The sequence below is a fragment of the Streptomyces sp. NPDC048191 genome, assembly GCF_040652655.1.
Taxonomy (GTDB): Bacteria; Actinomycetota; Actinomycetes; order Streptomycetales; family Streptomycetaceae; genus Streptomyces.
This window is the reverse complement of the sequence record NZ_JBEZMO010000003.1, coordinates 26792-43416: the sequence shown is the minus strand read 5'-3', so window position 1 is coordinate 43416 and position 16625 is coordinate 26792. Positions and strand designations below refer to the sequence as shown.

The window sequence follows — 16625 nt, the reverse complement described above, 5'->3', positions numbered from 1 at the left end:
GCCCGGCCCGGACCGCCCCGGGACGGCCGAGCGACTGGATGAGACGTACGTGCGACGGACGGGTGAGCGGGAATCCCGCGCGGACGGCGGGCGGACGACGTACGGACCGGCCGGCACGCACCCGTGCCGGCCCTTGAATCGTGAACCGGTGAATCGGTGAGGTGAAGCGCTGATGAGCACCACCCGGCCTTACTCGCCGGGCGACCGCGGCCCGGAGCCCAGCGGCGCTTCCGGGGCGTCCGAGGAGGGTGCGCCGGCCGCCGGCGAGCCCACGGGGGCAGCCGCGCCGTCCGCCGACGGCACTCGGGGCACAAACGGACCACAGGTCCGCAGGATCGGCCTGCAGGGGGAGAGCGGGGTCGTCCCGCTCGCCCGCGACTTCACCCGCCAGGCGCTGTACGCGTGGGGCTGGCTGCCCGCCGCCGGCGCCGACCAGCGGGCCGCCGCCGAGGACGTCCTGCTCGTCGTCTCCGAACTGGTGACCAACGCCTGCCTGCACGCCGAGGGACCCGACGAACTCCTCCTGGCCTGCGACAACAAGGTGATCCGGGTGGAGGTCTCGGACCGCGGCACCGGCCAGCCGGCCCCCCGCACCCCGCATCGCGCCGGCCGCCCCGGCGGCCACGGCATGTTCATCGTGCAGCGACTGTGCCTGGACTGGGGCGTGGTGCGCGCCGCGGGCCGGCCGGGCAAGACGGTGTGGGCGGAGCTGGGCGCACCGGCGTAGTCCATCGGCCTCCGTTCGCGGGGGACACGCGGAAATTCGGTTTCCGCTGGGCACGTCGGTTCCTACGCTGGGCGCAACGCGCTGACGGAGACGAGTAGCCCGGGCCGTTTCGCGAGCCGAGAGAGCCGCCGGCAGCTGGGAAGGCGGTCTCGCACCCCGGGCGAATCCCCTCCCGAGTGCGGGGAGGAACGGACCGCCGCGCCACGGCGGCCCCCATGCCCCGCCGGCCGGCCCCCGTCATCGGGCCCGACGAGGCCGTCGTACGACGGCGAAGGCGTGGTGGCACCGCGAGCACCCTCTCGCCCACGCCCCGAGGGAACCGACCCGGGGCGGACCGTGCCGCCCCGCCGACCAGTTGGGCAAGACCATGTTGGACATCACCCTCATCCGACAGCACCCCCGGCGCGTCCGCGAAGGCCTGGCCAAACGCGGTCTGGACGTGGACCTCGACACCTTCCTCGGCCTCGACGAACGGCTGCGTGAGGCCCGTACGACCCTGGAGCGGCTGCGCGCCGAACGGCGCCGCGTCTCGGCGGACGTCGCGGCCCGGCGCCGGGCCGGCGAACCGGCGGACGCACTGCTCGCCCGGGCCGCCGAACTGGCCGACCTGGTCGCCGAGGCGACCGCGGCACACGGCCGGCTGGACGCCGAACACCGCGCCTTCCTCGACGGCCTGCCCAACCTGCCCGACCCGGACGTCCCCGCGGGCGGCAAGGAGCACAACGAGGTGGTCCGCACCGCGGGCGCCCGCCCGGAGTTCGGCTTCCCGCCCCGGGACCACGTACGGCTCACCCAGGAGCTCGCCCTGGTCGACCACCGGCGCGGAGCCGCCCTCGCCGGCAGCGGACACTGGATCTACCGGGGCGAGGGCGCCGCGCTGGAATGGGCGCTGCTCAACCACTTCCTGGACAGCCACCGCCGGGCGGGCTACACCTTCGTGCTGCCGCCCCACCTGCTCACCTGGCAGGCGGGCTACACCGCGGGCCAGTTCCCGAAGTTCGCGGACGACGTCTTCGTCACGGACCGCGCGGCCGACGGCAGCCCCGAGCGGTTCCTGCTGCCCACCGCCGAGACCGCGCTCGCCGCCCTGCACCACGGCGAGACCCTCGACGAGCGCGAGCTGCCGCTCAAGTACGTGGCCTACACTCCGTGTTACCGCAAGGAGGCCGGTGGCTACCGCACCGCCGAGCGCGGCACCCTGCGCGGCCACCAGTTCAACAAGGTCGAACTGTTCCAGCTCACCCGGCCCGCCGACTCGGACGCGGCCCAGCTCGAACTGCTCGACCGGGCCGAGCGGTTGGTGGCCGGGCTCGGACTGCACCACCGGGTCACCCGGCTCGCCGCCGGGGACACCAGCGCCGCCCAGGCCGGCACGTACGACGTCGAGGTCTGGCTGCCCAGCCTCGGCACGTACGCCGAGGTCAGCTCGGTGTCCAACGCCCGTGACTACCAGGCCCGGCGTGGCGGCATCCGGTACCGCCCGGCCGGCGGCGGCAGGACGGCGTACGTGCACACCCTCAACGCCTCCGGCCTGGCCACCAGCCGTCTGGTGCCGGCCCTCCTGGAGCAGCACCAGCGGCCCGACGGCACGGTCACCGTGCCCGAGGTGCTGCGGCGCTGGGGGCTGCCGGAGGTGCTGGGCAGGCCGTGAGCCACCGGCCCACCCTCCACTCCGGCCACGCGTCACACACGCCGGATCACCACAACTCCGGCGTGTGATGCGTCTTCCTTCCTCGCGACGCCGGGCGTACCTTGACGGCCGAATCTGATGCCTCGTCAGGTGATGTCGCCGGAATGATTGGGGTGGACCGACCGTGTCGTACCCGAAACGAACCGCCGCGCTCGCGTCCGCCGCGGCCCTGGCCGGCTCGGTGGTGCTGCTGTCCGCGCCGGCCGCCCACGCCGACGTCGTCGACGTCAACTACCGCTGCCAGACGCCCATCGGAGTCAAGAGCGCCGTCTCGCCCATCGCCATGAAGGGTGTCAGGAGCGGCAGCGGCTACAAGATCACCATGTCCTGGCAGAAGGGCGTCTCCTCCAGCCCCGTCGAGCTGGGCAAGGGCGCGATGACCCCGAGCGCGAGCATCGGGCTCGGTGGCGCCGACAGCGGCACGCTGCCGGTCAGCGGGCCCGCGAACGCGGCCGCGATCCCCGCCAACACCCCCATCAAGATCAGTGACTTGAGCGGCACCTACACGCCGAAGAAGACCGGCAAGGTCACGTTCACGCCGGGCACACTCGTGATCAAGGCGCTCGGTACGACGACGACCTGCACGCCGACCAACAACCCCGGGCCGGGCCTGACGCTGGACGTGACCGCGGCGGCCGGCTCCTCGTCCTCTTCCTCGTCTTCCTCCTCCTCGTCCTCCGGTGGCCAACTCCCGCAGACCGGCCCGGAGGACTCCGCGGTCGCCCTCGGCACGCTCGGCGGCACGGTGCTCCTCACCGGCGCGGCGGGCACGCTCTGGCTGTCCCGGCGCGGCCGGCCGGTACGCCGCTGACCGGGACCGACGACCGCCGAACCGCAGGCCATCGGTCCTCGCCGACACCGAGGCCAACCGCTGGAGCCGCTCATGCCGTCCGCCGCCCGAGCCCATGCCCCGACGCCCCACCCCCGGCGCCCGCGCCGGGCCCTCGCCGCGCTGCCCGCCGTCCTGTGCCTGGGCGCCCTGCTGTGCGCCGCGCCGAGCGCCTCGGCCGCCGCCGGGGGCTGGACCGTCGCGCCCGTGGGCGGCGGCCGCCCGTCCTTCTACGCCGAGGGTGCGCCCGGGACGGTCCTGCAGGACACGGTGTCCGTCACCAACCCCGGGCGCGCGCCGGTCGTCGTGCGGCTGTCCGGCACCGGCCTGCGGACCGTCTTCGCGCGGCGGGCCGGGCAGGGGATCCGCGTCCCGGCCCGCACCCGCGCCGAGGTGCCCTTCACGGTGACCGTGCCGGGCGGGGCGGCGCCCGGCGACCGCTCCGGTGCCGTCGTCGCACGCGACACACGGGGGCGTACGGCGACCGTCCCGATCCGGCTGCGCGTCGGCGGCCCGGCGCTCTCCGCGCTGACGGTCGAGCATCTCGCGGTGCACGCCGACCACATCACGTACGAGCTGGTCAACCGCGGTACGACCGTCCTCGTGCCGCGGCTTTCGCTGCGCGCGGACGGTGTCCTCGGCCGGGTCCTGGACCGCGCGCCCCGCACCCTCCCCGTCCACCTGCGCCCCGGCACCCGCCTGAAGCTGACCGAGCGCTGGCCCGGCCACCCCGCGCTGGACGCCGTCGACGTACGGCTGACGGTCACGGCCTCCGGCGGAGCGCACGGCACGGCGACCACGTCCGCCCGGTTCGTGCCGTGGGGCCCGGCAGCGGGAACTGCCGGCGCCGCGCTCGCCACCACGACCGCGCTCCTGGCCGTCCGCCGCCGGACGGCGACCACCGCCAGACCGGCGCCCGAGGGTTCGCCGACCGGCGATCAGGCGGCCGGTGCCGCGGCGGCCAGTGGGCTGACGCCCGGTGTTCCGGGGCTGGGTGGCTCGGCGGCCGGCGCCGCGCAGGGCGGTGATCCGGTGAGCGGTGCCGCGGCGGGGGAGCGCGGCGGCCCGCCGCCGGGTGGCCCCGTGACGGACTGTGGCGGCCCGTCGACCTGTGACGCCGTGACCGGCTTCCCCGGCCCGGGCTCCGGCGGCGGTGGTCCGACAGCCTCCCGTCCGGTGGTCGGTGTGCCGGTGGAGCGGGGTGGGGGCGAAGTGGTGCGGGCCGGTGGCGAGTCGACGGGAGGCGGGGTGGAGTGAGCGGGAAGGTGTGGGTTGCCCGGTGGGCGGCGGTTGCCGCCGTGCTCGCGTTGCTCGTGTCGTCGGCGGTCGGCACGGCGGGCGCGGTGGGCGGGCCGGTCGTGACGTTGTCGACGGCGCAGGCCGGCGCCGGCGGCTCGGTCGTCGTCAACGGGAGCGGCTGGCGGGCGCGCACGTTGCTGATGCTGTTGGTATGTGGACGGGCCACACCGGCCCGGGGTGTCATCGGCGGCACCAACTCCTGCGCCAACGGCGACGGCCGTGCCGTGACCACCGACGCCCAGGGGGCCTTCAGCAAGAAGCTGCCGGTCGCCGAACCGCCCGTGCCCTGCCCCTGTGTGGTGCACGTGGCCACCGTCACCGGTGCCGGGGCGGAGGCGGACGCCGTGCTGCAGGTGGCCGGGCATCCCGTCGCCCCGTTGCCCGACGAACCGTCCGGCGGACGGCTGGCGATGCTGTCCGACACGCGGCTCGCCGGGTCGAGCGGAGTGCTGACCTGGTTCGGGGCGCCCCCGAGCCGCAGCCTGGTCTTCACCGTCGGCAACACCGGCACGGGCGCGATCAAGGACCCGGTCTTCCAGGTCGGCTCCGCGCACGGCGTCTTCGCCCCGCAGTGGGACGACAGGCAGTGGCACGGCACCCTCGCCCCCGGCAAGAAGGCCGAGGTCAGGCTGCCGGTCGAGCTGTCCGCCGGAGCGCACGGCGACTACACCGTCTCCCTGAAGTACGACGGCAAGGTCCTCGCCGAACAGCCGTGGGGCGTGGGCCGCCCCTGGGGCGTGACGCTGTTCTGGATCCTGCTGTGCCTGGTGGTCCCGGCCGCGCTGTTCCGCATCGGCATGGCCGTGGTGGACCGGGTGCGGCCGCGCCGCCCGGGTGCCGCCCGCCTCACCCGCACCCTGCGCCTGCCCCGGCTGCCCCGCCCCCGGAGCCGTACCACCGAACCGCCCCCCTCGACCCCGACCCTGCCGTGGTTCTCCCCGGACTCCGTCCCGGGCGACCCGGCCGGCCGGCTCTCCGCACCGCACAACGACAGCCCGACGAGTCCTACGACTCCCACCACGAAGGGACCCACGTGAGCATCCGAAGGAGAGGTACGGCCGCGGGCGCCGCGCTGGCGCTGAGCGGTGCGGGCGTCCTGCTGGGCCTCGCCGCGAGCCCCGCGCAGGCGGCCGAGGTGGCGTACGCCACCCACTGTGTGCCACCCGCGGGCATCAGCCCGATCGACGGCACCACGAAGGTCGAGATCACCGCGCCGGCCACGGCGAAGGTCGGCGACACGGTGGACGTCGTGTGGAAGTTCGTCCAGGCGGCGTCCAAGAACCCCGACATCATCGACCTGCCCGCCAACTCGGTCCAGCCGTCCGGGGTGCTGAAGGCGGCCGGCGCGCAGGTCGCCGACGTCGCGATGCAGGGGACGCGGACGAACCCCGCGATCCCCAAGGGCGGCGCCATGGTGCTGTCCGACATGAAGGGCAGCGTCAAGCTGACGACGGCGGGCGAGGTGACGCTGACACCGGACGCGTACACCGTCAACGCGATGTCGACCGACACCAAGTGCACGCCGAAGGAGACCGTGCAGAAGGCGGCGACGATCCAGGTGACGGGCGGTACCGGCGGCGGCACGTCGAGCGCGACGCCGACGCAGTCGACGACCCCGACCCAGTCGACGACACCGACCCAGTCGTCCACCCCGACCCGGTCGTCCAGCCCCACCGCCACGTCCGGCGGCGGCAGCGGGCAGACCGACTTCACGGGCAAGGAGGTGCAGATCCCCTACGCCTGCAAGACCCCGATCGGCGACAAGAACGCGACCTCGCCGGTGCAGATCAACGCCAGGAAGAACGGCGGGGACTTCGACCTCACCGTGCAGTTCAAGAAGTCGGTGATGGACAGCCCCGCCGACATCCCGGCGAACTCCGTGAAGCCGTCCATGGAGGTGGTGCTGGGCGGCGCCGACAAGGGCACGGTGCATGTGGAGGGGCCGACGAACGCGAAGGCCATCAAGTCCGGTGACCCGATCGAGATCCCCGACCTCACCGGCACCTACAAGCCCGGCGGGAGCGGCAGTTCGACGCTGTCCCCGGGCGTCCTGACGGTCAAGGCGCTCGGCACGACCACGACGTGCACGCCGACGAAGACGGCGGTCTCGCTCACCCTGGACACCAGCGGGCAGCCGGGCGGCGCCTCGGGCGGCACGTCCACCTCCGGCGGCTCGACCGGCGGCAGCGGTGGCACCAGCGGCAGCGGCAGCGGTTCCGGCGGCCTCGCCGAGACCGGCGCGAGTGACCACGGCGCCCTGAAGGCCCTCGGCCTGGTGGCGGGCACGGCGATCCTGCTCGGCGGCGCGGTGTTCACGTTCATGCCGGGGCGCAGGACGCGCTAGCCGGGTCCCGCACACACGGAGAGGGCCGCCGCACCCGGGTGGATGCGGCGGCCCTCTCCCGGCCGGTTCCGAGCGACTAGTGAACGTCGCCCATCAGCTTGTTGACCTTCTTGCGGTACATCCACACCGCCACGCCGGCGACGACGGCGAGCACGGCCTCCAGGGCGACGAAGCCCATCTTGTCGAGGTTGACACCGCCGACGGCCGGGTTGGACACCAGCGCGGTGACCGAGTCGCCCGCGGTGACCGCGAGGAACCAGACGCCCATCATCTGCGAGGCGTACTTCTTCGGCGCCATCTTCGTGGTGACGGACAGACCCACCGGCGACAGCGTCAGCTCACCGACGGTCTGCACGAAGTAGATCGCGACCAGCCACATCGCCGCGGCCTTGTGACCGCCCTCGGCGATCGACAGCGGGGCGAGGAAGAGGAAGAAGGACGCACCGATCAGCACCAGGCCGGAGGCGAACTTCACGATCGTGCTCGGCTCCTTGCCGCGGCGGTTCAGCCACAGCCACAGCCAGGCGAAGACCGGCGCCAGGGCCATGATCATGACCGGGTTGACCGACTGGTACCAGGAGACCGGGAACGTCCAGCCGGCGATCGAGTTCTTGGCCGAGCCGTCCGCGAACAGCGACAGGGTCGAACCGCCCTGGTCGTAGATCATCCAGAAGACGGCGGCGGCGACGAAGAACCAGATGTACGCCGACACCTTCGACTTCTCGTCCCGGTCCAGGTCCTTGTCCCGGCGGATGCGGGCGATGACCAGGATCGGGATGATGAGGCCGATCAGCGTGAGCGGGATCAGCGCCCAGTTCAGGGTGAAGTGGCCGGTGCCGCCGACGACGCCGTAGAAGACCGCGGCGACGGCGAGCCAGATCAGGCCCTTGCGCAGGGTGGCGGACTTCTCCGCGGGGGTCAGCGGGGTGGGGACCTCGCTGCTCTTCGGGTTCAGGTGGCGGCCGCCGAGCAGGTACTGGGCCAGACCCAGCGCCATGCCGAGCGCGGCGAGCGCGAAGCCCAGGTGCCAGTTGACGTTCTCACCGACGGTGCCGATGACCAGCGGCGCGGCGAACGCACCGAGGTTGATGCCGATGTAGAAGAGGGTGAAGCCACCGTCCCGGCGCGCGTCGTCCGGGCCCTTGTAGAGGTGGCCGACCATCGTGGAGATGTTGGCCTTGAGCAGGCCGGAACCGATGGCGACGAGACCCAGGCCGACGAAGAAGCTGGCGGCCACGGGGAGCGCCAGGCACAGGTGGCCCAGCATGATGATCACGCCCGAGACGGCGACCGTCTTGCGGGGGCCGAGCACACGGTCGGCGAACCAGCCGCCCGGGAGGGCGAGCAGGTACACGAGCGACACGTACACCGAGTAGATCGCGGTCGCCGTGCCCGCGCTCAGGTGCAGGCCACCCGGGGCCACCAGGTACAGCGGGAGCAGGGCCCTCATGCCGTAGTAGGAGAACCTCTCCCACATCTCGGTCATGAAGAGAGTGGCCAGGCCGCGGGGGTGGCCGAAGAAGGTCTTCTCGGAGCCGGGGGTGCCCGGGCGGACCGAGTCCTTCGTCAGGCTGGACGCCATGGTCGTTCCTTGCTGGTCGGGACGCGCGGCAGGAGCGTTGCGCGCCCGGTGGGGGTGCAGCCGGCACCGGCAGGGTCGGTCGTCCACCCCCACGCCCAGGGGGAGTCCGCTCCGGATCGCGAAGCGGCGGACGGCGACCACCGGGATCCACGCCCCGCGACGCATCGGTGCGTCCGGAGCCCGGCCAGAGGTCATTCCTTTCAAGGCTGGTGATCACCAGCCCGTACACAAAAGAGACCCTCAGCGTCAGATGACCGCCAAAGGTCCCCGGATGTACTACAGGCGTTCACATCACTGTACGGCAGGACACTGCCGGATATGGAAGGACTTGAGACGCGGATCACAGGTGTCGGGGGAACCGCACGACCGGATTCGAAGGTCCTTCCTACGATCGCATCCCCAGAGCGATGGTTCGTACCAATGCTGTGCGAAGGTAAGAGTTCCTCGAAGCGATCACACCCCAGCACGATGCGCGGGCGGTCTACCATCACCTCATGACCCGTGTACTGCTCGCCGAGGACGACGCGTCCATCTCGGAGCCGCTGGCCCGCGCCCTGCGCCGGGAAGGTTACGAGGTCGAGGTGCGCGAGGACGGACCCACCGCGCTGGACGCCGGAATGCAGGGCGGCGTCGATCTGGTCGTACTGGACCTGGGCCTGCCGGGCATGGACGGCCTGGAGGTCGCCCGCCGGCTGCGGGCCGACGGCCACACCGTGCCGATCCTCATCCTGACCGCACGGGCCGACGAGGTGGACACCGTCGTCGGCCTGGACGCGGGCGCCGACGACTACGTCACCAAGCCCTTCCGGCTGGCCGAACTGCTCGCCCGGGTGCGGGCGCTGCTCCGGCGCGGTGCCGCCGAGCCGCAGCAGCCCCCGGCCACGCACGGGGTGCGGATCGACGTCGAGTCGCACCGGGCATGGATGGGCGACGAGGAACTCCAGCTCACCGCCAAGGAGTTCGACCTGCTGCGGGTGCTGGTGCGGGACGCCGGCCGGGTCGTCACGCGCGACCAGCTGATGCGCGAGGTCTGGGACACCACGTGGTGGTCGTCCACGAAGACCCTCGACATGCACATCTCCTGGCTGCGCAAGAAGCTCGGCGACGACGCGGCGAACCCCCGGTACATCGCGACGGTCCGCGGCGTGGGCTTCCGCTTCGAGAAGAGCTGAGCCCTCCCCGGGGCCCAGCGAGCACCCCAGGTAACGGAACATGCGCCGACGTCTCATCCAGTCCACCCTCGCCGTCGTCCTCGTCGTGATCGCGGTCTTCGGCATCTCCCTGGTGATCGTCGAGACGCGGACGATCAGCAACAGCGCCCAGGAGCGGGTGGATTCCGAGGCGGTGCGGCTGGCCAGCATCGTGGACAGCCGGATCCTCGCCGCGGAGAACGTCAACGCGGACGTGCTGCGCAATCCGGTCAGCAAGGAGCAGTACGCGGTCATCCGCATGCCCGGCCACACGCCGATCGAGATCGGCTCCAAGCCGCAGGGCGACGTGATCCGTGCCACGCAGCAGGGCGAGGAGGGCGAGACCGTCACCGTGATGGAGCCGCGCTCCGCGGTGACCCGCGAGGTCGGCCGGACGCTGCTGATCATCGGTCTGGTGGCGCTGCTCGCGGTGGTCGCGGCCGTGCTGCTCGCCGTACGGCAGGCCAACCGGCTCGCCTCGCCGCTGACCGACCTCGCGGAGACCGCCGAGCGGCTCGGCTCCGGCGACCCGCGCCCGCGGCACAAGCGGTACGGCGTCCCCGAGCTCGACCGGGTCGCCGATGTGCTGGACTCCTCCGCCGAGCGGATCGGGCGCATGCTGACGGCCGAGCGGCGCCTGGCCGCCGACGCCTCCCACCAACTGCGCACCCCGCTGACCGCGCTGTCCATGCGCCTGGAGGAGATCACCCTCACCGACGACCCGGACATCGTGAAGGAAGAGGCCAACGTCGCGCTCACCCAGGTCGAGCGGCTCACGGACGTGGTCGAGCGGCTGCTGACGAACTCCCGCGACCCGCGCACCGGCTCCGCCGTCACCTTCGACCTGGACGAGGTCATCCAGCAGCAGCTCGCCGAGTGGCGGCCCGCCTACCGCAGCGCCGGCCGGGCCATCGTCAGCTCCGGCAAGCGGCATCTGCAGGCCGTCGGCACCCCGGGGGCGGTCGCCCAGGTGCTGGCGGCGCTGATCGAGAACTCCCTGATGCACGGTGGCGGCACGGTCGCGCTGCGCACCCGGGTCACCGGCAACCAGGCCGTGGTCGAGGTCACCGACGAGGGCCCCGGCGTCCCGGCCGACCTCGGCGCGCGCATTTTCGAGCGGACGATCAGCGGCCGCAACTCCACGGGCATCGGCCTCGCCGTCGCCCGCGACCTCGCGGAGGCCGACGGCGGCCGCCTCGAACTGCTGCAGGCTCAGCCGCCGGTGTTCGGTCTGTTCCTGTCGCGTACGCCGCCGGCCCGCAAGCCGGAGGGGGACCTGCCGACGGTCCGGTGAGAGCGGACGCGAGCCGGGTCAGGGAACCCGCTGCGACTTCGGCTCGGGCTCGGACTGCGGCCTCTTCGACTCGGCCACCAGGATCGACTCCGCCTCCTGTGTCGGCTGCACGCGGAACACCCAGGTGCGGTACGACCAGAAGCGGAACAGGGTCGCGACGCCGATGCCGACGAACTTGAAGACGTTGCTCTGCAGCGGGCTGTCCCAGCCGAAGCCGTAGGTCGCCGCGTACAGCACGCCGTTCTCGATGACCAGGCCGATCGCGCTGAAGAACAGGAAGAGCGTGAGTTCCTTGGTGCGGCCGCCCTTGTCGCGGTCCCGGTACGTCCAGTAACGGAACCCGACGTAGTTGAAGGCGATGGCGACCACGGTCGCGATGATGCTGGCGCGCACCACGGGCAGGTCGGACACGTGCCGCACCAGGTTGAACACGCCGAGATTGACGAAGATGCCCGCAACGCCGACGGTGCCGAACTTGGCCACCTCGCGTACGAGCCGTCGCAGCCCCGAGGAACGAGGTTCCATGGCCGTGCAGCTCCCGTCGGTAGGTTTCGTCAGCCCCGCCATGCTATCCAGGTGAAGCCGCCGACGCCTGTGCACAAGGCCAACGCTTGGAAACAGGTCGGAAAGAGGGCGGAAAGCGACGGGTAAGAGATCGTGAGAGGGACGCGATCCGGTCGCCGCGGCGTGGCCGATACGCTAGGGGTGTGACGTTCCCGGTAGTCGGCATGGTCGGCGGGGGGCAGCTCGCGCGTATGACGCACGAGGCGGGCATCCCGTTGGGCATCAGGTTCAAGCTTCTCAGTGACACCCCTCAGGATTCCGCGGCGCAGGTCGTGAGCGATGTCGTCATCGGCGACTATCGCGATCTGGACACGCTGCGTGAGTTCGCGCGCGGTTGCGACGTGATCACCTTCGATCACGAACATGTACCCACCGAGCACCTCAGGGCCCTGGAGGCGGACGGCATCCCCGTGCGCCCCGGGCCCGACGCGCTGGTGCACGCCCAGGACAAGGGCGTGATGCGCGCGAGGCTCGACGCGATCGGCGTCCCGTGCCCTCGGCACCGGATCGTCAGCGATCCGGAGGATGTCATCCGGTTCGCCGCGGAGGGGGACGGCTTCCCGGTCGTCCTCAAGACCGTGCGCGGCGGCTACGACGGCAAGGGCGTGTGGGTCGTGGACTGCGCCGAGGAGGCCGCCGACCCGTTCCGGGCCGGTGTCCCGGTCCTCGCCGAGGAGAAGGTCGACTACGTCCGCGAGCTCGCCGCCAACGTCGTACGCTCCCCGCACGGCCAGGCCGTCGCCTACCCGGTGGTGGAGTCCCGGCAGGTGGGCGGCGTGTGCGACACCGTCATAGCCCCGGCCCCGGACCTGGACGAGTCCCTCGCGCTGCAGGCCGAGCGGATGGCCCTGACCATCGCCAAGGAGCTGGGCGTCGTCGGGCATCTGGCCGTCGAGCTGTTCCAGACCCGCGACGGCCGCATCCTCGTCAACGAGCTGGCGATGCGCCCGCACAACTCCGGCCACTGGACCCAGGACGGCGCGATCACCTCCCAGTTCGCCAACCACGTCCGCGCGGTCCTCGACCTCCCGCTCGGCGACCCGCGCCCGCGCGCCAGGTGGACCGTGATGGTCAACGTCCTGGGTGGTGACTACCCGGACATGTACTCCGCGTACTTGCACTGCATGGCCCGCGACCCCAAGCTCAAGATCCACATGTACGGCAAGGACGTGAAGCCCGGCCGCAAGGTCGGACACGTCAACACCTACGGCGACGACCTGGACGACGTGCTGGAGCGCGCCCGTCACGCAGCCGGCTATCTGAGAGGCACGATCACCGAATGAGCCCTGTTGTTGGCATCGTCATGGGGTCGGACTCCGACTGGCCCGTCATGGAGGCCGCCGCCAAGGCCCTGGACGAGTTCGAGATCGCGTACGAGGTCGACGTCGTCTCCGCGCACCGCATGCCCCGCGAGATGATCACGTACGGTGAGCAGGCCGCCGACCGCGGTCTGAAGGTGATCATCGCCGGTGCGGGCGGCGCCGCCCACCTGCCCGGCATGCTCGCCTCGGTCACCCCGCTGCCGGTCATCGGCGTGCCGGTGCCGCTGAAGTACCTCGACGGCATGGACTCGCTGATGTCCATCGTGCAGATGCCGGCCGGTGTGCCCGTGGCCACCGTCTCCGTGGCCGGTGCCCGCAACGCCGGCCTCCTCGCGGCCCGCATCCTCGCCACGCACGACGAGGAACTGCTGCACAGGATGCGCGACTTCCAGCAGGACCTCAACGACCAGGCCACCGAGAAGGGCAAGCGGCTGCGTACCAAGGTCGAGGGCCAGGGCCACTTCGGCTTCGGGAAGTGACGCCGATGACCCCCCTCGAGGAAGCCCGCGCGCTGCTGCGCGAGTTCCCGGTCGTCGACGGCCACAACGACCTGCCGTGGGCGCTGCGCAAGGCGGCCGGCTACGACCTGGACAAGCTGGACATCGCCGGCCACCAGAACGAGCACCTGCACACCGACCTCCCGCGGCTGCGCGAGGGCGGGGTCGGCGCTCAGTACTGGTCGGTGTACGTGCCCGCCGAGCAGCCGGACCCGGTGGCGGCGACGCTGGAGCAGATCGACTGCGTGCGCCAGATGCTGGCCCGCTACCCGGCCGAGCTGGCGCCCGCGCTGACCGCCGGCGACATGGTGGCGGCCCGCCGGGACGGTCGTATCGCCTCCCTGATGGGCGCCGAGGGCGGTCACTCCATCGCCAACTCGCTGGGCACCCTGCGCGGTCTGTACGAGCTCGGTGTGCGCTACATGACGCTCACCCACAACTCCAACGTGGACTGGGCGGACTCCGCGACCGACGAGCCGAGGGCCGGTGGTCTGACCGCCTTCGGCCGCGAGGTCGTGCGCGAGATGAACCGGCTCGGCATGCTGGTCGACCTCTCGCACGTGGCGGCGACGACCATGCGGGACGCGCTGGACGCGGCCTCCGCCCCGGTGGTCTTCTCGCACTCCTCGGCCCGCGCGGTGTGCGACCACCCCCGCAACGTCCCCGATGACGTGCTCGAGCGGCTGCCCGCCAACGGTGGTGTGGCGATGGTGACGTTCGTGCCGAAGTTCGTGCTGCAGGCGGCCGTGGACTGGACGGCCGCGGCCGACGACAACCTGCGCGCCCACGGCCTGCACCACCTGGACACCAGCCCGGAGGCGATGAAGCTCCACCGTGCCTTCGAGGAGCGCAACCCGCGTCCCATCGCCACGGTGTCCACGGTCGCCGACCACCTGGACCACATGCGCGAGGTGGCCGGCATCGACCACCTGGGCATAGGCGGCGACTACGACGGCACCGCGTTCACCCCGGACGGACTGAACGACGTCTCCGGCTATCCGAACCTGCTCGCCGAGCTGCTGGAGCGCGGCTGGTCCAAGGCCGACCTGTCCAAGCTGACCTGGCAGAACGCGGTGCGGGTGCTGGGCGCGGCCGAGGACGTGGCCCGTGACCTTCAGACCACGCGCGCGGCGTCCAACGCCACGATCGAGTCGCTGGACGGCTGATCCGGCAGGGCGGGGTAGTCGTCGTAGCCCTCGGCCCCGCCCACGTACATGAAGACCTGAAGCGCTCCCGGGAGACCCTCGACGAGGTGATCCGCACGGCCCGGGACGCCTGACCAGGCGTACCCCCGAACGCCCCACTCACCAGGAAGCTCTCCTCCGCTCCGTGCGAACGTGGCGATACGCCCCACCACGACGTAGCTCACGACCGACGTAGGCAACGACGACGTACGGAGCCGCCATGGCCGACCTCCAGGACGACATCCCCACCCCGACCGAGGTCGGCGAGGACGACGGCCTGCCGGACGACCCTTTCCCCTCGGCGCCCGCGTCCCTGCGGCAGGCCCACGCGCTGCTCGCCGCCCATCCGGTCGCCGACGGCTACAGCGGGCTGCCGTGGGCCCTGCGCCACCTGTCGTGGTACGACCTGGAGCTGGGCGAGGCGGCCGTCGACACCGATGTGCCCCGGCTGCGCGAGGGGCACGTGGGCGCGCTGTTCTGGTCGCTGCACCTGCCCGAGGGCCCGGGCGGCGACCGGGCGACGGCCGCGACCCTGGAACAGCTGGACCAGGCCCGCTCGGTGATCGAGGCCCACCCGGAGGGGCTGCGTCTGGTGAGTACCGCCGGGCAGGTCATCGACGCCCGCAACTGCGGCCGGGTCGCCGTGGTGCTGGGCCCCGCCCACGCCACCGCGCTCGACGACTCCCTGGGCATCCTGCGCGTCCTGCACGCCCTCGGCCTGCGTGTGCTGACCCTCGCGGGCACGGCCTGGGCGGGCGAGCGGGGGCTGACCCGCTTCGGTGAGGAGGTGGTCCGCGAGCTGAACCGGCTCGGCGTGCTGGCCGACGTCTCCGGCGCCTCGGCGGCCGTCGCCGAGCGCGCCCTCGCGCTGTCCAGGACCCCGGTGCTGTGCACCCGCTCGGCCGCCCGGGCGCTGCGCCCGCACCCGGCCAACCTGCCCGACGGGCTGCTCGCCGCGCTGGGTGCGGCCCGGGGCCTGTGCATGGTGCCGCTGACCGCCGAGCAGACCGGCCCGACGGTCACCGACGTCGCCGACCACCTCGACCACGTCAGGGACGTGGCCGGCCCGGAGTGCGTCGGCCTGTCCGGCACCTACGACTCCGGCGCCGTCCACCCCCGCGACCTCGCCGACGCGTCCCGCTACCCCCATCTGATCGCCGAGCTGCTCCGGCGCGGCTGGTCCGAGACCCAGCTGTCCCTGCTGACCTGGGGGAACGTTCAACGGGTGCTGCGCACCGCGGACTTCGTGGCGAGGGCCGCGCAGCAGCGCCGAGAGGCGTCACAGGCGAAGATCGCGGAGCTGGACACCCTCTAGGTCAGGGGTGCTCGATCCGGCACAGACAGAAGGGATGCCCGGCCGGATCGGCGTACACCTGGAAGTCCTTCTTCTCGCGGTCCTCCAGGTCCAGCGGCCGGGCGCCCAGCGCGAGCACCCGCTCGTGCGCCGCGTCGACCTCCGCCCAGGTCCGGCCCGCGTCGAAGTCGAGGTGGAACTGCTGGCCGTTGCGGTCCGCGCGCGGCCACTCCGGCGGGGTGTGCCCCTCCGCCCGCTGGAAGGCCAGCCGCGGCCCGTCCGGCACCTTCAGCACGACCCAGTCGTCGTCCTCGGCCTGAGGGGTGCCCCCGGCCACCGCCGCGTAGAAGGCGGCCAGGGCGTGCGGGTCGGGACAGTCGAGCACGACGGAACGGAAACGGGCGACGGACGCCATGAGGTCCTCCTCGGGGACGGTTCAGCACGCACAGAGACAGAACGGGTGCCCGGCGGGATCGGCGTACACGCGCCAGGTGCGCGAGCGGTCCTCGGCGTCCAGCGGCTTCGCCCCGAGCTCCAGCACCCCCTTCTCCGCCGCGTCCAGGTCCTCCACGACCAGGTCCAGGTGGAACTGCTGCGAGGCGTCCGGTGCGGGCCACGTCGGCGCCACGTACCCCGGAGCCTGCTGGAAGGCCAGTGCCGACCCGCCGGGCAGCTTCAGGTCCACCCACCTGCCGTCCTCGGACTCCCCCTCCACCGTGCCGCCCAGCACACCGGCGTAGAAGCCGGCCAGTGCGCGAGGGTCGGGACAGTCCAGTACCACGACGCCGAGCTCGGCGAGAGCCATGACT

Annotated in this window: 15 protein-coding genes and 1 pseudogene; 12 read left to right on the top strand and 4 right to left on the bottom strand. The window is 72.4% G+C overall.

Features of this window, described 5'->3' with window-relative positions:
• The first annotated feature begins 172 nt into the window (after positions 1-172).
• From AB0D93_RS05980 to AB0D93_RS05955, 6 genes and pseudogenes are all read left to right on the top strand, one after another.
• Positions 173-727, top strand: a complete 555-nt coding sequence (locus tag AB0D93_RS05980; protein ID WP_362113673.1) for an ATP-binding protein — start codon at positions 173-175, stop codon at positions 725-727.
• A 367-nt stretch (positions 728-1094) separates the two neighbouring features.
• Positions 1095-2378 carry a serine--tRNA ligase gene (gene serS, locus AB0D93_RS05975; RefSeq protein WP_362113670.1) on the top strand — a complete coding sequence of 428 codons (1284 nt, stop codon included), beginning with the start codon at positions 1095-1097 and terminating at the stop codon, positions 2376-2378.
• A gap of 163 nt (positions 2379-2541) precedes the next feature.
• Positions 2542-3228 (top strand): LPXTG cell wall anchor domain-containing protein, encoded by a 687-nt coding sequence (locus AB0D93_RS05970; RefSeq protein ID WP_362113667.1) that lies wholly within the window; start codon positions 2542-2544, stop codon positions 3226-3228.
• A 153-nt stretch (positions 3229-3381) separates the two neighbouring features.
• Positions 3382-4134 (top strand): annotated as a pseudogene (locus AB0D93_RS05965) (hypothetical protein); the annotation flags it as partial.
• A 365-nt stretch (positions 4135-4499) separates the two neighbouring features.
• Positions 4500-5582, top strand: a complete 1083-nt coding sequence (locus AB0D93_RS05960) for a hypothetical protein (protein ID WP_362113664.1) — start codon at positions 4500-4502, stop codon at positions 5580-5582.
• Entirely contained in the window at positions 5579-6889 is a 1311-nt protein-coding gene (locus tag AB0D93_RS05955; protein WP_362113661.1) for a hypothetical protein, read from the top strand. The genes AB0D93_RS05960 and AB0D93_RS05955 overlap by 4 nt, the downstream gene beginning before the upstream one ends.
• Before the next feature lie 76 nt (positions 6890-6965).
• On the opposite strand, the gene AB0D93_RS05950 is transcribed toward AB0D93_RS05955, so the two are convergent.
• Positions 6966-8471: an oligopeptide:H+ symporter gene (locus AB0D93_RS05950; RefSeq protein WP_362113658.1), complete on the bottom strand. Its 1506-nt coding sequence runs from the start codon at positions 8469-8471 to the stop codon at positions 6966-6968.
• Positions 8472-8965: 494 nt separating this feature from the next.
• Between AB0D93_RS05950 and AB0D93_RS05945 the strand changes: the two genes are divergently transcribed.
• Together AB0D93_RS05945 and AB0D93_RS05940 are read left to right on the top strand one after the other, a co-directional pair.
• Positions 8966-9643, top strand: coding sequence for a response regulator transcription factor (locus AB0D93_RS05945; protein ID WP_020940464.1), 678 nt, complete (start codon positions 8966-8968; stop codon positions 9641-9643).
• 40 nt (positions 9644-9683) lie between these two features.
• A complete protein-coding gene (locus tag AB0D93_RS05940) occupies positions 9684-10955 on the top strand; it encodes an ATP-binding protein (protein ID WP_362113655.1) in 1272 nt (423 codons plus the stop codon).
• An 18-nt stretch (positions 10956-10973) separates the two neighbouring features.
• Here AB0D93_RS05940 and AB0D93_RS05935 read toward each other — a convergent pair whose 3' ends face one another.
• Positions 10974-11480: a GtrA family protein gene (locus AB0D93_RS05935; RefSeq protein ID WP_362113652.1), complete on the bottom strand. Its 507-nt coding sequence runs from the start codon at positions 11478-11480 to the stop codon at positions 10974-10976.
• A gap of 182 nt (positions 11481-11662) precedes the next feature.
• Here AB0D93_RS05935 and AB0D93_RS05930 point away from each other — a divergent pair, with 182 nt between their 5' ends.
• The 4 genes from AB0D93_RS05930 to AB0D93_RS05915 all read left to right on the top strand — a co-directional run bounded on the left by AB0D93_RS05930 (position 11663) and on the right by AB0D93_RS05915 (position 15837).
• Positions 11663-12802: a 5-(carboxyamino)imidazole ribonucleotide synthase gene (locus AB0D93_RS05930; RefSeq protein WP_362113649.1), complete on the top strand. Its 1140-nt coding sequence runs from the start codon at positions 11663-11665 to the stop codon at positions 12800-12802.
• Complete coding sequence (purE, locus tag AB0D93_RS05925) at positions 12799-13320, top strand: 5-(carboxyamino)imidazole ribonucleotide mutase (protein ID WP_362113646.1); 522 nt, start codon at positions 12799-12801, stop codon at positions 13318-13320. The genes AB0D93_RS05930 and purE overlap by 4 nt, the downstream gene beginning before the upstream one ends.
• A 5-nt stretch (positions 13321-13325) precedes the next feature.
• The gene (locus AB0D93_RS05920; protein ID WP_362113643.1) at positions 13326-14504 is read left to right on the top strand and encodes a dipeptidase; all 1179 of its coding nucleotides are present in this window, start codon (positions 13326-13328) and stop codon (positions 14502-14504) included.
• A 238-nt stretch (positions 14505-14742) separates the two neighbouring features.
• Complete coding sequence (locus tag AB0D93_RS05915; RefSeq protein ID WP_362113640.1) at positions 14743-15837, top strand: dipeptidase; 1095 nt, start codon at positions 14743-14745, stop codon at positions 15835-15837.
• Position 15838: 1 nt separating this feature from the next.
• Here AB0D93_RS05915 and AB0D93_RS05910 read toward each other — a convergent pair whose 3' ends face one another.
• Together AB0D93_RS05910 and AB0D93_RS05905 are read right to left on the bottom strand one after the other, a co-directional pair.
• Complete coding sequence (locus AB0D93_RS05910) at positions 15839-16231, bottom strand: VOC family protein (protein WP_362113636.1); 393 nt, start codon at positions 16229-16231, stop codon at positions 15839-15841.
• Positions 16232-16252: 21 nt separating this feature from the next.
• Positions 16253-16621 (bottom strand): VOC family protein, encoded by a 369-nt coding sequence (locus AB0D93_RS05905; protein ID WP_362113633.1) that lies wholly within the window; start codon positions 16619-16621, stop codon positions 16253-16255.
• Positions 16622-16625: the final 4 nt, after the last annotated feature.

Coding starts and splice junctions, on each gene's coding strand:
- AB0D93_RS05980 (WP_362113673.1), top strand. CDS start 173: ATGAGCACCACCCGGCCTTACTCGCCGGGCGACCGCGGCCCGGAGCCC.
- serS (WP_362113670.1), top strand. CDS start 1,095: ATGTTGGACATCACCCTCATCCGACAGCACCCCCGGCGCGTCCGCGAA.
- AB0D93_RS05950 (WP_362113658.1), bottom strand. CDS start 8,471: ATGGCGTCCAGCCTGACGAAGGACTCGGTCCGCCCGGGCACCCCCGGC.
- AB0D93_RS05945 (WP_020940464.1), top strand. CDS start 8,966: ATGACCCGTGTACTGCTCGCCGAGGACGACGCGTCCATCTCGGAGCCG.
- AB0D93_RS05940 (WP_362113655.1), top strand. CDS start 9,684: ATGCGCCGACGTCTCATCCAGTCCACCCTCGCCGTCGTCCTCGTCGTG.
- AB0D93_RS05935 (WP_362113652.1), bottom strand. CDS start 11,480: ATGGAACCTCGTTCCTCGGGGCTGCGACGGCTCGTACGCGAGGTGGCC.
- purE (WP_362113646.1), top strand. CDS start 12,799: ATGAGCCCTGTTGTTGGCATCGTCATGGGGTCGGACTCCGACTGGCCC.
- AB0D93_RS05920 (WP_362113643.1), top strand. CDS start 13,326: ATGACCCCCCTCGAGGAAGCCCGCGCGCTGCTGCGCGAGTTCCCGGTC.
- AB0D93_RS05915 (WP_362113640.1), top strand. CDS start 14,743: ATGGCCGACCTCCAGGACGACATCCCCACCCCGACCGAGGTCGGCGAG.
- AB0D93_RS05910 (WP_362113636.1), bottom strand. CDS start 16,231: ATGGCGTCCGTCGCCCGTTTCCGTTCCGTCGTGCTCGACTGTCCCGAC.
- AB0D93_RS05905 (WP_362113633.1), bottom strand. CDS start 16,621: ATGGCTCTCGCCGAGCTCGGCGTCGTGGTACTGGACTGTCCCGACCCT.